The organism is Aeromonas sp. D3 (assembly GCF_027705025.1).
In the GTDB taxonomy this organism is placed as follows: Bacteria; Pseudomonadota; Gammaproteobacteria; order Enterobacterales; family Aeromonadaceae; genus Aeromonas; species Aeromonas salmonicida.
Genome location: NZ_JAPDBE010000023.1, coordinates 28,815 through 42,962 on the forward strand (window position 1 = coordinate 28,815; position 14,148 = coordinate 42,962).

The window sequence follows — 14,148 nt, forward strand, 5'->3', positions numbered from 1 at the left end:
GCCGCCTGGCGATCAGTCCCCGATCAGGCCGGGTAACCGTTCGCGCCAGGTGTCGTGCCACCCCATCAATTCATCCCGCGGCATGGGCCGGGCGGAGAAGAAGCCCTGACACACATCGCACCCCAATCTGGCCAGCAGCCGCCAGGTCAATTCATCCTCCACCCCTTCGGCGACCGACTTGAGTCCCAACTTGCGGGCCAGTTCGATACTTGACTCTATTATGGCCAAGCGGGAGGGGTCCTCATAGCAGCGATCGACGAAAGAGCGATCCAGTTTGAGCTCGGTGAAGGGCAGCAGCGCCAGCTGCTGCATGGAGGAGTAGCCAGTCCCGAAGTCATCGATGGAGAGGCCAAAGCCGTGCATCCGCAGCCGGGTCAGCACTTCCAGAGACTTGCCCAGATCCTTGACGAACGAGCTTTCGGTCACCTCCAGGGTGATGAGCTCGGGGTTGATGCTCCAGCGCTGGCACTGGTTGATCAGGGTATTGCAGAGATCCCCCTCGATGAGGGAGGTGGTTGAGAGGTTCATCGACAGATTGAGGGAGAGGCCTATCTGCTCCCACAGGTGACCGTCACGCAACGACTTGCTGATGATCACCTCGGTCAGTTGATCGATGAGGCCGTTGTTCTCCGCCAGGGGAATGAAGCGCACCGGCGAGATGAGGCCGTAGTCCGGGTGCTGCCAACGGGCAAGCGCCTCCATGCCGACCCAGTGCCCCGAGCCAAAACTCACCTTGGGCTGATACCAGGGCAGCAGTTGATCCTGCTCCAATGCCCGGCTCAGCTCATCCAGCGTCAGGCTGTGGCCATCTTCCTCCTGGGCCCGCTCCTGCTGTGGGCGCCAGGCGCCGATCAACTGGCTGATCTGCTGCTGGCTGGAGGGCTTTTCGATGCGCCCAAGCACCTGCAGGCCATAGGCGGCACTCATCCGCAACACGGCCTCGACCACGTCATCTTCCAGTGCACTGGAAAGGATGATACCGCCACGAAAGCCCCCGAGGGACAGACGGCGCAGCAACGCCATGCCATCCATGCCGGGCATGCGCAGATCGCAAAACAGAATGTCGACCTGATGGCGCTGACACATTGCCAGTGCCTCCACGCCATCCTGAGCCTCCAGCAGCGAGGTATAACCGAGCCCACGGATCTGGTGCATCAGTGCCTTGCGCTGAAACGCGTGGTCTTCCACCACCATGATCGCCAACTCATGCTGTGTCTTGTTCATCGAGCCATAGTCCAATTTCGCGTGTTATAGAGTTCATCAGCGCCTGTACTGTCTGGCTCAACTCGGTGAGTTCTTCCAGCTGTTTCAGTCGGGCCGCCGCTTCGAGTCGGGCAGCTTCCTCTGCCAATGGTAGCTGTCCTACCATGCGGGCAGCCCCCTTGATGCGGTGCGCAGTCTCTACCAGAGCATACGTATCCTGACGGGCCAATGCCTGCATCATGTCATCACTATCCTGGCGGTTGGAATCCAGATACTCCCGCGCCATGCTGCGGGCCACCGCCTCATCGCCAAACAGCGAGATCCAGCATGCCCCCAGATCCGCAGCGGGTTCGGCAGGCACCGGTATCACCTCGGCGACCGGTGCAACGACCGGCAACCAGTCCTCCAGCATCTGGCGCAAGGTATCCAGGGTGTAAGGCTTGAACAGCATGTCGTTCATGCCGGCCTCCTGCATCTGCAGACTGGCTTCTTCTGACGTATCCGCCGTGACGCCAATGATGGGCGCCGGTTCCCCCTGCCCTCGCAGGGTCCGCGTCAGGGTATAGCCATCCATCACCGGCATGTGGCAATCGGTGAGCAGCAAGGCAAAATCTTGCCCCTGCCAGGTGCGCAGCGCCTTCTCACCATCATCCACCACCTCGGCATCCACCCCCAGAATGGCGAGCTGACGGGCCAGCAGGGCCCGATTGATGGGATGATCATCGGCCACCAGCACGCGTCCTTGCAACTTGGCCGTATGGGCCTCGACCGGATTGATCGCTTTCTCTCCCAGCAGCTGATGGCAGGTTTCCAGCAACAGATCCGGATAGAGCGGAGATTGCCCCAGGCGCCACCAGGCATCCGATCCCATGCGGCCGCGCAGAGCCTCCAGCGGGGAGAGCACTATGCCCTTGAGCGCGGATTGCTGTAAACGTGTCAGCCAGTCACTGCCCAGGGCCTGTTCCAGCCAGCCCTCCTCCGCGAACAGCAAGCCACTCAGTGGCTGTTGCCACTGCTGAGGATCCAGACGATTCAGCCTGGCCCCCAGCCGCTGCATGGCAGACTGCAAAGCGGCATCCTCGCCAAACAGCCACCATTCCTGACCCGCCAGCGCAGGTGCATCCCATCGACTCTCGGTCAACGGAAAGCTGAACGTCAGGCGGGTTCCCTGGCCGGGTTTGCTCTCAAGGGCCAGGCTGCCTCCCATTTTCTGCGCCAGCTGATGACAGATGGCCAGCCCCAGCCCTGTGCCGCCAAAGCGTCGATTTATGTCGGATTCTACCTGCTCGAACGGGGTAAACAGGCGATCCTGCTTCGCTTCGGCAATGCCGATACCGGTATCACTGACGGCGATGAGCAGTTGCTCGGCGCGATAACTGACCTGGATGCGGATCTCCCCCCGCTCGGTGAACTTGACCGCATTGTTGAGCAGATTGGAGAGCACCTGTCCCATCCGCACAGCGTCGATACGCGCCTGGTCCGGCACATCTGGCGCCCAATCCAGTGTCACTTTGAGCCCCTTGCCATGGGCCAGAGTGGCATGACCACGGATCACGTCACAGATCACGGAGGCGAGGCGGCAGGCTTGATAATGCAGTTGCAGCTGGCCCGCCTCTATCTTGGAAAAGTCGAGCACATCGTTGACCAGATAGAGCAAGTTGTTGGTTGAGGTGATGACGTTGCGCAGCATGTAACGCTGATCTTCATTCAATTCGCTCATCTGCAGCAGCTCCAGCATGCCGTGCATGCCGGAGATGGGGGTTCTGAGTTCGTGGCTCATGGTGGCGAGGAAACGGCTGCGCACCTGCATCGCCTGCTCCGCATAGGCGCGCGCCTCCCTCAGCTCATGCTCCTGACGCTTGAGGGCAGTGATGTCCTGGATCACGCCGTTGAGGATCAGATTCCCCTCTTCCTGCGGCACGAAACTGCCGCGCACCTGCAGGTAGCGATCACCCTCAGGGCGCTCTACCTTTACCTCCAGGTCGAGCGGTGCCAGTGTCTCGGCGTGGTTGGCGACCTTGCTGACAAAATCCTGCAGCGCCTCTTCGGTAAAGCCGAACACCTCGCCCCCTGACTCCGCCGACAGCATCTCCTGCTGGCTGGCCCCCAGGATCTCGTTCGCCCCTTGCGAGGCATAGAGGAAGCGCCCCTGGCCCGGCCCCTGCCACAGGTACTGATATACGATACCTGGCATGCTGTCGGTGATCTGGGTGAGCCGGGTCTCCGCTTTGCGGGCCCGCGCCTCGGCTTCCTTGATACGGGTCACATCGGTGAGCACCGTCAGTACACCCAGCATATCGCCACTCGGTGAGCGGTAGGGGCGCTTGGCATAGATGACGTGAAACAGGGTGCCATCCTGGCGGCGACTGTAACCAGCCCCTTCCAGCTGCTTACCGCTGTGCCACACATCCTGCTCCTCTTTGAGCACCCGCTCACGCTCCTGGGGCGGCATGCCATCAAGATCGATACACTCATCGCCCACGCAGGCACCAAGGAAAGCATCCCGATAGGCCTGGTTGCACAGCGTGATGCTCTGCTCCCGGTCACGCAGTGCCACCATGTTGGGTAGGGAGTTGAGCAGGGTCTGCACAAAGGTCAGCTGCTCGTTCAATTTGCGCTCGGCCAGCTGGCGCTGGACTATCTGGCGACGCAGCGTGCGGTTCCAGCCCATGAACAACAGCACGCAGAGTAGAAAGGCCCCCATACCGAAAGAGGACCAGAGCAGCACGGTCGCCGGGTTGATGCCGGTCTGGATGGTGAGGGAGAGCCACTTCTGCTCCAGCCTCGACAACTCGTCAGGCCGGATGGAGAGCAAGACCTTGGTCAGGATCTGCTGCAACATGGGATCTTGCTGATGGGCCGCCATGGCGATGGGCACTCGCAACTCGTTGCCGGAGAAAACTACCTGATAGCGGTTGTTGAACCCTTTCTGCAACGCCAGTTGCAGCGTCGTCATGCTCATCAGCACATAATCGACCTCATTCTGATCGAGCAGGGGAAGCAATTGGGTGTCACTGCTGGCCGTCACCGGATAAGCTCCCACCTCCTTGAGCACCAGCTCCTCCACAGAACCACCGACTATGCCGACCTTGCGCCCTTTGAGCTGATTGAGATCCTCAAGCTCGGCCACCCCCTGTCTGGCCGCGATCACTCTGTGGATGAAGGCGTACTCAGGGGTAAACAGAGAGAATTGGCGGCGCTCGGGCGTCGGCGTCATGGCCGGAATGAAATCCAGTTTGCGCGCCTGGAACAGCGCCTGGGTTTCGGTCCAGCTGCTGGTCGGTACCAGAGTGAACTTGAGACCGGACCGGGTGCTCATCACATTGAGCAGGTCGGCGATGAACCCCTTGAGCTGACCCGCACCGTCGATCTCGCTCACCGCTGGCCAGTCAGGTGCAACGCCGAACTTGAGCGAGGGATGCAAGGCCAGCCAATTCAGCTCGCTCTGGTTGAAGACAATCTGGCGAGGGCCATGAGCCAGTTCATAGTCGACTATGCCCCCCGTCTCCAGAATGCGGCGCCGATCCTCAAGGGGGATGTCGTTGAGCGCCAGCTCCAGCAGTTCCAGCAGTCCCTGATTATTGGGTCCCACTGCCATGGCCAGCGAGGTATCCGTCACCCAGTCCGGGGTGATCACTTTCAGGCCGGCCTGCTGCTGCAGGCGTTGCAAGCGTACCAGGGCAGGCAGATCGGCCAGATAGGCGTCTGCCAACCCTTTTTTCACCATGAAGACGGCCTCGTCGCTGCTGTCTGCCTGTGCCAGCTGGTCCATGCCCAGCTTCTCAAGGTCCTCACAGGAGCTGAATCCCTGTTCACACACCCAGCGTAATTGACGAGCCTCCGCCAGGGAGAGGGTGTCGTTCCCCTTCGCCAGCAGCACACCGCGAGGCAACCCCATGAGATCCGAGGTAAACCGCATTTTCTGTTGCCGTGAGGCACTGGGGGTCACGCCGATCAGCATGTCGACCTCGCCATCAAGCAGCGCTTGCTGGGCACCAGCGTAGTAGGGATAGGTCTTGTAGCGCAGCGTCAGTCCCAGCCGACCTGCAACCAGAGAGGCAAAATCATCCAGCGGACCACTGAACCCCCCCCGGCTATTGGCATAGACGTAAGGGGGCCAGGCCACAGAGGGCATGCCGACAACCAGATCGCTGCGCGAGGCGAGCCACAGGCGCTCAGACAGCCCCAGCCGGTCCTTGTCCAGACTGGTTTGTGCCACAGCCAAATGGCCCCAGCAGGCAAGCCAGCACAGCAGGAAGGCGCGATAGCAAAGACGCAACATGGATAACTCCTGAACAGATCGGAGAGCGATAATAGGGATTTTGGCAAAATGTGCGAATGAAAATTCGTAATCAAACTCAACCGGATACAAAAATGGCAGGCCCAAGCCTGCCATTTTCCTGCAAGAAGGGGGCCAAGCCCCTTCTTGTCAGGTTATTCGATTCCCAAGTCGGAAGCCGGTTTGATATTCCTGCTCACGGATGTGGGCGATCTGCACATTTTGCCCTTCCAGGCCGATATCTTTCAGCAAGGCAGGTGAGAGATGCAGGTAGCTGATGCGGCGTTCCAGCCGGGTGATCCGTTTCTGAACCAGGGATTCGACAGTGCGCAGCAGAGCCAGTTCGATAGACATAATATTCTCCAGTTGAACGTGCGGTTCTCCCGGAGAGAAGAGATCACCCTGCGGGACAACCGCGGGTGATAAAAAGACAGGGGTTACCTGTTTCCTCCACGCGGTAAAAAAAGAGCACGAGTCTTCGCGCTGCCAATGCAGCGATCGGACGCAACGTTTAGCATTGAATGTTGCATATTCGTCTCCTTACCAAGTGAAAGTTGAACAAGTTGCCACAGTCTAAAAAAAGACCGAATTTTATACAACAACCTCACCCCCATATGGGTGGTGAGTCATCTATCAATGCCTGTGCGCGTTCATTCCTGCCCTTCTCGCGGGCGTATCAGATCCCGGACAGCAAGCGGAACTCTTCCAGCGCATAGGTATCCGTCATGCCGCTGACATAGTCGAGCAGCAGCCGCACCCTGTAGTACCACTCCTGCTCTGCACCGCTGTCGAAACGGGGATCCCTGCTGGCCACAGCCAGCCGGTATGCCTTGAGATGACGGGCCGACAAGCGGTGAAACAGGCGACGGGCGAAGAAGAGCTCGCTGCCCCCCTGCCCGGCCAGCAGGCGCTCGAATTGACTGGCGGGCAATGCCAGCAGGCAGGCATAGGTAGAGAGCACACCGCGCAAGGCGGCATAGCCTTCGAGCTCCAGCGCCTCGACCTCGGGGCGCATGAAAACCTGCTCGCGAGCAACCTGCTTGAGAGTTTCGAGCACCATGGCAGCCGGAGCCTGACCGTGCAGCAGGGCCTGGGGATAGGCACCGCTCAGTATGATCTCGTGCTCGCTCACATAGGTGTGGGCGGCCAGCGCGATCAAGTCGTGAGTCAGATGCTGGCGAAAATGGGGGAAGAAGCCTCTGTCCGAGGCGGTGGCATCAGTCAGCAGTCCGGCCATGTAGCTGCCTTCATCGGCCAGACGCAGCGCCTGTTGCAGCTCGCTCAGGCTGAGAATGCGTCTGTCCACCGCATCTTCGAGATCGGCGATGCAGTAAGAGATGTCGTCAGCCGCCTCCATGATGTAGACCAGCGGGTGGCGGCAACCGGGTGCCAGCCCCAGGCTCTGGCTCAGGGAACGGTAGAGAGGTTGCTCACTGAAGAAGATGCCGCGCTTGCTGGTCCAGCCGTGATGCTGGCCGTAATGAAGCCCCGGTAGGGGTTGCTGCGGATACTTGCACAGGGCGGCCAGCTGCCCCAGGGTCAGGTTCAGCTCATGCAGACTGTGCACCAACCGCAGGCTCTGGGCATTGCCGTCAAACACCAGCAGATCCTGGCGCAGCTCAGCCCACTGCGGACTGGGCGCTTGGCCAAGGGCTGCAGCGAACAGGGTATCCAGCTCCTGTGCCAGCCACTGGCTCATCACCTGTTCGCCAAAGTGGCCGAACGGCGGGTTGCCGACATCGTGCAGCAGGCAGGACATCTCCACCAGATTGATGAAGGCCCCCTCGCACACCGCACCCGCAGGCAGCGCCGCCAGAATGCGGCGGCTGATCTGGCGGCCTGTCTCCTGCACCTCCAGCGAATGGGTCAGACGGCTGCGTACCGAGGCCTTCACATCGAGCGGGAAAACCTGGGTCTTCTGTTGCAGCCGGCGCACCGGTGCCGCCTGTACGATGCGGGCACGATCCAGCTCTGTCGCCTCAAGCAAGTCTTCCTCACCCCAGGGGTGACTGCGCAGTGACGGGATCAGGCGCTGATACATATTATTCATCTCCTTTTGTGCCTGAAGCGGCAACGTAATGAGGCGGCAGACAGGCTCAGGAGAGCAGCCAGCGCTTCAGCCGGGCTATGTCACCCGGGCACTCGCGGCGCAGCGACTCTATCCAGTCCTCCACGTTCTCCCACCAGGCGGGGTGATCCGGACTCTGGATCAGCTGGGCCAGCTGTTGCAGCCGGCGCAGACCGATGGAACCGGCCGCGCCCTTGATCTTGTGCGCCTCTTCCACCACGCCTGCCTGATCCTTGGCAATCATGTTGGAGTCGAGCACAGCCATGTAGTCCGGCATCATTTTCTCGAACAGTTCGACGCTGGAGAGCAACACCGGCTTGCCCACCGTATCGGCGTAATCGGTGAGGAAGGGCAGGTCAAGCAGCGCATCCTGATTGCCTGCATCGGCTTGCTCGTCGGCCTCATCGTCGGCCAGATCCGCAAACAGGTGACCAATCACTTCGCGCACCGCCCGGGAGCCCAGCGGCTTGCTGATCACATCCTGCAGGCCGCGATCCCGATAATACTGGCGATCGCCGGTGGCATTGGCGGTGAGCGCCACCATGGGCGGCAAACTGTCGCCGTAGCGCGCCAGCAACTGGGCCGCCACATCGAAGCCGGTCATGTCCGGCAACTGAATGTCGAGCAGGATCAGGTCAAAGTCATCGGGATTGGCCATGGCCAGCGCCTGGGCGCCGTCCCGGGCCACCTTGACCTCATGCCCCAACTTGTTGAGCAGGGCGCAGGCCACTGTCACATTCAGCTCCACGTCTTCCACCAGCAGGATATCGAGGGTCGGCATCTCCTGCTCGGAAGTGGCCACCTGAGGTTCGACGCAATCCACCTCCAGCTCGGCGGTGAAGCAGGATCCTTCACCCGGGTCGCTGTCCACATAGAGCTGACCACCCATGGCCTGCACCAGCTGGCGGGAGACGGCCAGACCTATGCCGGTGCCGGTGGCGTGCTTCTTGCCTTGCACCTGATAGTACATGGCAAAAATTTTCTCCTGCTGGGCGCGAGGTATGCCGACACCGGTATCCTCCACCTCGAAGTGCAATGCCAACTTGCCCGGCACATCGGCCGCATGGGAGAGGCAACGCACAGTCACGCCGCCCTCATCGGTAAATTTGACCGCATTGCCCACCAGATTCCACAGCACCTGGCGCAGGCGGGTGCCATCGGCCATCACGAACTGCGGCATGTCGCCATCCCGATCGAAATGCAGATAAAGCCCCTTCTGCTCCGCCTGGATGCGCGACAGCGTCTCCAGCTCGTCCAGGAAGGCGGGCAGATCGATGGGGGTCGGCGCTATCTCCAACCGGCGCCGGTCCAGCTTGTCCAGATCGATGATGTCATTGAAGATATTGCCCAGGGTCACGGCACTCAGGTGGATGGTCTTGAGCTGCTGATGCTGCCGGGGATCGAGGGGAGTATCCATCAGCATGCGACTGAGGCCCACTATGCCGTTGAGCGGAGTGCGCAGCTCATGGCTGATGGTGGAGATGAACGTGGTCTTGTCGCGGCTCGCCTTCTCCAGCTTGTCCTGATATTGCTTGCGCTCTGTGATGTCGCGGCCAAAGCCTAGCAGGCCGAGCCGTTTGCCAAAGCGATCGAAGAAAGGCACCTTGCGCAGCTCGAAGTAGGCCTTGCGACCATCCGGGTATTCCAGCCACTGCTCATAGGTGAGCGGCTCGTTGCTGGTAAAGACCTGCTTGTCGGTCTCCACCACCTTGTTGGCAATCTCCTGCTTGTAGACATCGAACGGGGTCAGCCCGATGAGCTCGGCCTCCACCTTGCCGGTCAGCTCCTCCATGGCGCGATTGCAGCCGGAGAACTGCTCGTCTTCATTGCGGTAGTAGACCAGATCGGGGGAGCAGTCGATGAAAGAGCGCAGCAAGGCGGTACGCTCGCCCAGGTGCAACTGGGCTTTTTCGCGCTGGAACACCTCGTTCTCCAGATCCTCGATCGCTTGCTGACGCAGTGTCTCGGCCCGGTTGGTTTCGGCAATCTGGGCGTTGAGGCGGCTGATGTTCTCCTGCAGCTGGCTGTTGAGTTCCAGATCCCGTTCGCGCATGTCTTGCAGCTTGCGCACCATACGGGTCAGTCGCTGGCGGGAATCCTCCAGCTGATCCACGACGATGGAGAGAAAATAGACGGCCCAGGGGGTCACCAGCAGGCCGAAGAAGACGGAGCGCACCAGGTCGACTATGTCTACGGTGCCGCGCAGAAACAGGGTTACCCCCATCTGGATGGAGACGGCCAGCACTATGATGCCCGTCGCCAGGAACATGCTGAAGCGCACCAGACCCAGCTTGGTCATCAGATCGACGTAATATTGCGCCCAGGATTTGATTTGTTTCATCTTGTTGTTTTCTCCCCGATATTCGCCGAACAGAATACCAGCACGGCGCGCCGAACTCTTGTGCCGTCACGCTATTAATTATTGATTAACGCCATCTGCCAACTGGGATAGCATGCGTTGGTGGACTCAGTCAGCCGCAGTTCAGCTTGCTGTCCTATCATCCCGAGCCATTTCATCCAACAGCTTGTTATTTCAGGAGTCTTACCGATGCGCACTCTCACCCTGCTGAGTCTTGGCCTGCTGGCAGCCAATGCCGCCCACGCCGATCTGGGGGAGATCCCCAAGCAGTCCGGCTGGTCCGGTTTCCTGCTCGGCGGGGTCAACGCCGTCAGCTACAAGTCCAACTTCTATGCGGGCGATGACAGCAACAGCCGCATCAATGACCTCGGCTCTCCCGACAGCGAAAGCGGTCTGACTCCCCTCATCAACGCTGACATTCGCTACACCTTTGCCGACACCCGTACCCAGGTGTTTCTCGGCAACCTGATCCAGGATGCGATCCGCTTCGACTTCACCCAGCAGCTGGGTCTGCGCCAGGAGATGGGCGACAAGGGAATCGTCGCCACCTCCCTGGTGTTCAACGCCATGCCGGTCGAGCTGTGGAGCGATCCCTTCGCCACCAATGTGGATCGCAGCTCCACCGATGTGAAATCAAAAGGGGTTCGCTTCACCTGGGACAAGATCTGGGGCAGCAACTTCCACGGCAGCCTCACCAGCCGGGAAGTGGATCTGGATGAAGAGCGCAGTGGGCAGCAGTATGACCTGACCCACGGCACCCACTATGCCTCCATGCTGGATCGCAACGGCAAGGTGCACGACATGGAGATCTCCTATCAGTGGCACTTTGGCGGCAACCAGCTGCTGGAACCCGCACTCCTCTACAAGCAGGCCAGGCTTGATGGCAGCGCCGAGAGCTTCAAGAACACGGGTCTGCAGCTGACCTACGCCAAGCGTGGTCCCCAGTGGTCCATCGCCAGCAACGTCTATGCCGGCAAGCGCAACTATGACGAGGCGAATCCCATCTTCGGACAGAGTGCCGATGCAAACGAGTTTGCCATCAACGGTACCTTCTTCTGGCACAGTCTGTTCGGCGTCAAGGATCTCGCCGCCACCTTTACCGCAGCCTACTCCACCGCCAACTCCGACATCAGCTTCTACGACAGTCAGGCCACCCGCGTCAGCACCGGTCTGCTCTACAACTTCTAAACCGGTCCATCCCAGCAACAACAAGGCCACCCCATGGGGTGGCCTTGGCATTTGTGCGCGTGGCTGACGTCAGATACCGAGCGAATCGAGCAGATCGTCGTGCTCATTGGCCACCTTGGCGGCAACCGGCGTCGGCTTGGATGCCGCCAGCTTGGTCTGGGCGATCAGCGCATCCGGATCCAGCTCCTCTTCGTCCATGCCATCACTGTGAATGCGGATGAACTCTGTCCTGTCCATCGCCAGCTCCAGATAGAAGATGTTGTTGCGGGAGGTGAAGAAGGTAACCCGGCGCGCTTCCGGGTTGTCGAGGTTGGTGTCGACGCTCAACATCACCTGCTTGTTCAGCGCCAGCATTTTCGGCTGGTTCTGGGTAATATGAGTCTGCAGATCACGGCCCACCTTGACGGTGAAACTGCCGACGATCTGGTTCATCAACTCGCCCATGACGTTGCTCACCTCGTCCGAAGTGTGGGAGATGGCGAGATCTTCCTTGGAGAGGCCCATGCTGAGCATGTAGCTCTCGTACAGCTCCATGGCAGCAGAGGCGGAGAAGTTGATCACGACCAGGCCGGAGAAACCGCCGTCGAACAACACGAAACAGCCGATATCCGGCTTGAGGCAGGTCTTGCTGATGCGCTGCACCATGCCGGAGAAACGCACCTGACTCTGGGTCGCCGCACTCAATACCCCCGTGACCGAATGGCACAGACTCAGCAACACATCCTCTGTGGTCAATACGGCGTCGTTGTCGGCTCTTGTCACTATCATGGGACCTTCCTGAACATCGAAAATGGGCTTATCTATACCATAACTCTAACAGATAGCGCGGCTTGAGCTCTGAAATAGCGAGCCGCCTCTCACTTGACTCAATTATCAACGCAAAGCGGGATGAAACCGGCCAGATGGGCAAGCCGGGCACGCCAGCTATCGGCTTGGGTCCGCAAGGCCTGCGGGTCATATGGCAAAGCGGGGTGAGCCCCCCAGATGGGGCCGGGCCAGGCTTTGTCCGTGGTGAAGCGGGCGACATGGTGCAGATGCAGTTGCGGCACCAGATTGCCCAGCGCCCCGATGTTGATCTTGTCCGGGCAAAGCGCTTGCTCCATCAGAGTGGCGACGGCGCAGGACTCCTGCATCAGCTGTTGCTGCTGAGCGGGCGCCAGATGGTGGATCTCGCGCAAGTTGTCTACCCGTGGCACCAGGATGAGCCAGGGATACTGGCTGTCTTTGGCGAGCAGGACACGGCAAAGCGGCAGATCCCCGAGCAGCTGGGTATCCGCCTGCAGGCGAGTGTGCAATTCAAACATGAAGACCTCGTTGGATAAGGTGGGCGCTATGCACGATGAGAGCCCCCACGTTACTGCAACGGGCTGCAAACTTAAAGTCGCGGCACGGCCCAGCCGACGAAGCGCTTGCGAAGCTCCGGGTCCGCCTGCAAGAAGAGTTGCTGCAACCGCCCCTCCAGTTCGCTGGTTGCCACAGCAGGCACAGCCTTGCCCGCTGCCACTGTGGTTGCCACTCCGGCCATCGTCAACGCTGCCTTGCCACCGCTGCGGTTGTACTCCTCGAGCCGGGCTCGCCAGTCCATACCGATCAGCATGCCGCTGGTCATCAGTGCATCCTGCTGAGTATCGAGCGCCTGACCATTGGCCTGCAGCGTCACAACTGGCGCCTTGGCATAGGCCACCATCGCCTGCTCATCGGCTGGCTGTTGGGCCACCAGCGTCAAGCGCTGGTTGCTGGCCTGATAGCGCACCACCTGGGGATCGGATCGCACCTGACGATCGTTCTCGCTGCCATTGCGACTCGGGATCACCCCCTCATATCGCACCAGCAACTGCTGCTCCCCATCCGCCAGGGTAGCGTGCTGCTCATCTTGCAGCTTGCCCGCACTGACCGCCAGGATCTGGAAATCCGGTGGCACCACCACCTCGACGGCGGCCTGCGCCGTACTCATGCCCAGCGCCGACCAAAGCAGTGTCAAACCACTCCACTTCTGATAACTCTTCATGCTCGCTCATCTTCCTGATCGCTGTGATGGGTGCAGGGTAGCAGCCGAAGATGACAGAAAAATAACGCCGGTCAGAGCAAGTAGCGGGGCCGCTCGGCAAACCACTGGGCCAGCACCTGCTTGAACAGCCGGATCTTTCGTGGCACCCGCCGCTGCTGGGCGTGCAGCACATGGAGCTGATGCAGGCCACTCTGCCACCCGTCGAGCACGGTCACCAGCTCTCCCGCAGCCAGCGCGGGCTCCACCAGCATCAGAGGGCACTTGGCATATCCCATGCCGGCGCGGGCCAGTTGCAGTACGGTACTGTAATGATTGGCCCGCACCTTGCCTTGCACCAGAATGTGGGCCTCTTCCTCTCCTCTGCGAAAGTGCCACTGCTCCCAGGCGGGGTTGCTCCCCTGCAACAGGCAGGGGCGGCTACTCAGCTCATAGGGGGTGGCTGGAATCCCTTCCCGCACCAGCAGAGCGGGGCTTGCCACCACCACGTCCTTGAGCTGACCGAGTGGCAACGCCACCAGGTTGTCGGGGATGCTGCTCATGGCGCGCAGCGCTATGTCGTTCTCCCCCTGACTCATGTCGACCATGGCATTGGTGAAGTTGAGTTCGACCTCGACACCCGGGCAGAGCACTGCAAAATGGCCAAGCAGCTCGCTCACCATGCGATCCCCTGTGCTGACCGCACAGGTAAAGCGCAAGCGGCCAGCATCCTCCTCGGTCAGTGCCTGGATATCCTCTTCCGCCTGCCGGACTAGCGCGAAGATCTGCCCCGTCTGCAAATAGAGGGTCTTGCCCGCCTCGGTGAGGCTGAGCCGGCGGGTAGTGCGCTGCAACAACTGGGCATTGAGAGCGGCTTCCAGGGCGCTGACATGGCGCTGACATGGCGGCTCAACATCCCCTTGCTCACCCCCAGCACATCGGCAGCGGCAGAGAAGCTGCCTCGCTGCACCACCTCGTAAAAGCTGGCCAAATGGGCGATATCCATCATTAGCTCCAATATGGAAACAATGAGTTTATTTTACGCGCTTTTTCCCCCGTTTCATCGC

At 60.4% G+C, this 14,148-nt stretch carries 9 protein-coding genes and 1 pseudogene; 1 reads left to right on the top strand and 9 read right to left on the bottom strand.

Annotated features, from left to right (window positions below):
* Positions 1 to 12 precede the first annotated feature (12 nt).
* The 5 genes from OKC28_RS14020 to arcB form a co-directional block, all read right to left on the bottom strand.
* Positions 13 to 1,224 carry an EAL domain-containing response regulator gene (locus OKC28_RS14020; protein WP_270689849.1) on the bottom strand — a complete coding sequence of 404 codons (1,212 nt, stop codon included), beginning with the start codon at positions 1,222 to 1,224 and terminating at the stop codon, positions 13 to 15.
* On the bottom strand, positions 1,205 to 5,485 hold the full coding sequence (locus tag OKC28_RS14025; RefSeq protein WP_270689851.1) for an ATP-binding protein: 4,281 nt from the start codon (positions 5,483 to 5,485) through the stop codon (positions 1,205 to 1,207). The genes OKC28_RS14020 and OKC28_RS14025 overlap by 20 nt, the downstream gene beginning before the upstream one ends.
* A 147-nt stretch (positions 5,486 to 5,632) precedes the next feature.
* On the bottom strand, positions 5,633 to 5,836 hold the full coding sequence (locus OKC28_RS14030; RefSeq protein WP_005311635.1) for a hypothetical protein: 204 nt from the start codon (positions 5,834 to 5,836) through the stop codon (positions 5,633 to 5,635).
* 322 nt (positions 5,837 to 6,158) lie between these two features.
* Complete coding sequence (gene dgt, locus OKC28_RS14035; protein ID WP_270689853.1) at positions 6,159 to 7,523, bottom strand: dGTPase; 1,365 nt, start codon at positions 7,521 to 7,523, stop codon at positions 6,159 to 6,161.
* 55 nt (positions 7,524 to 7,578) lie between these two features.
* Complete coding sequence (gene arcB, locus OKC28_RS14040) at positions 7,579 to 9,891, bottom strand: aerobic respiration two-component sensor histidine kinase ArcB (protein ID WP_270689855.1); 2,313 nt, start codon at positions 9,889 to 9,891, stop codon at positions 7,579 to 7,581.
* Positions 9,892 to 10,098: 207 nt separating this feature from the next.
* Here arcB and OKC28_RS14045 point away from each other — a divergent pair, with 207 nt between their 5' ends.
* Positions 10,099 to 11,097, top strand: a complete 999-nt coding sequence (locus OKC28_RS14045; RefSeq protein ID WP_270689857.1) for a DUF2860 family protein — start codon at positions 10,099 to 10,101, stop codon at positions 11,095 to 11,097.
* A 69-nt stretch (positions 11,098 to 11,166) separates the two neighbouring features.
* Here the strand turns inward: OKC28_RS14045 and OKC28_RS14050 are convergent, their stop codons facing one another.
* From OKC28_RS14050 to OKC28_RS14065, 4 genes and pseudogenes are all read right to left on the bottom strand, one after another.
* A complete protein-coding gene (locus tag OKC28_RS14050) occupies positions 11,167 to 11,865 on the bottom strand; it encodes a DUF3334 family protein (protein ID WP_005311626.1) in 699 nt (232 codons plus the stop codon).
* Between the two features lie 98 nt (positions 11,866 to 11,963).
* Positions 11,964 to 12,401, bottom strand: a complete 438-nt coding sequence (locus OKC28_RS14055) for an HIT domain-containing protein (RefSeq protein WP_270689859.1) — start codon at positions 12,399 to 12,401, stop codon at positions 11,964 to 11,966.
* A gap of 71 nt (positions 12,402 to 12,472) precedes the next feature.
* Positions 12,473 to 13,105, bottom strand: coding sequence for a DUF2057 domain-containing protein (locus tag OKC28_RS14060; RefSeq protein ID WP_270689861.1), 633 nt, complete (start codon positions 13,103 to 13,105; stop codon positions 12,473 to 12,475).
* Positions 13,106 to 13,176: 71 nt separating this feature from the next.
* Positions 13,177 to 14,087, bottom strand: a pseudogene (locus OKC28_RS14065) (LysR family transcriptional regulator).
* Positions 14,088 to 14,148 lie beyond the last annotated feature (61 nt).

What these genes read in the sequence shown, in the direction of transcription:
- OKC28_RS14020 (WP_270689849.1), bottom strand. Translation starts at nt 1,224, where the DNA reads ATGAACAAGACACAGCATGAGTTGGCGATCATGGTGGTGGAAGACCAC.
- OKC28_RS14025 (WP_270689851.1), bottom strand. Translation starts at nt 5,485, where the DNA reads ATGTTGCGTCTTTGCTATCGCGCCTTCCTGCTGTGCTGGCTTGCCTGC.
- OKC28_RS14030 (WP_005311635.1), bottom strand. Translation starts at nt 5,836, where the DNA reads ATGTCTATCGAACTGGCTCTGCTGCGCACTGTCGAATCCCTGGTTCAG.
- dgt (WP_270689853.1), bottom strand. Translation starts at nt 7,523, where the DNA reads ATGTATCAGCGCCTGATCCCGTCACTGCGCAGTCACCCCTGGGGTGAG.
- arcB (WP_270689855.1), bottom strand. Translation starts at nt 9,891, where the DNA reads ATGAAACAAATCAAATCCTGGGCGCAATATTACGTCGATCTGATGACC.
- OKC28_RS14045 (WP_270689857.1), top strand. Translation starts at nt 10,099, where the DNA reads ATGCGCACTCTCACCCTGCTGAGTCTTGGCCTGCTGGCAGCCAATGCC.
- OKC28_RS14050 (WP_005311626.1), bottom strand. Translation starts at nt 11,865, where the DNA reads ATGATAGTGACAAGAGCCGACAACGACGCCGTATTGACCACAGAGGAT.
- OKC28_RS14055 (WP_270689859.1), bottom strand. Translation starts at nt 12,401, where the DNA reads ATGTTTGAATTGCACACTCGCCTGCAGGCGGATACCCAGCTGCTCGGG.
- OKC28_RS14060 (WP_270689861.1), bottom strand. Translation starts at nt 13,105, where the DNA reads ATGAAGAGTTATCAGAAGTGGAGTGGTTTGACACTGCTTTGGTCGGCG.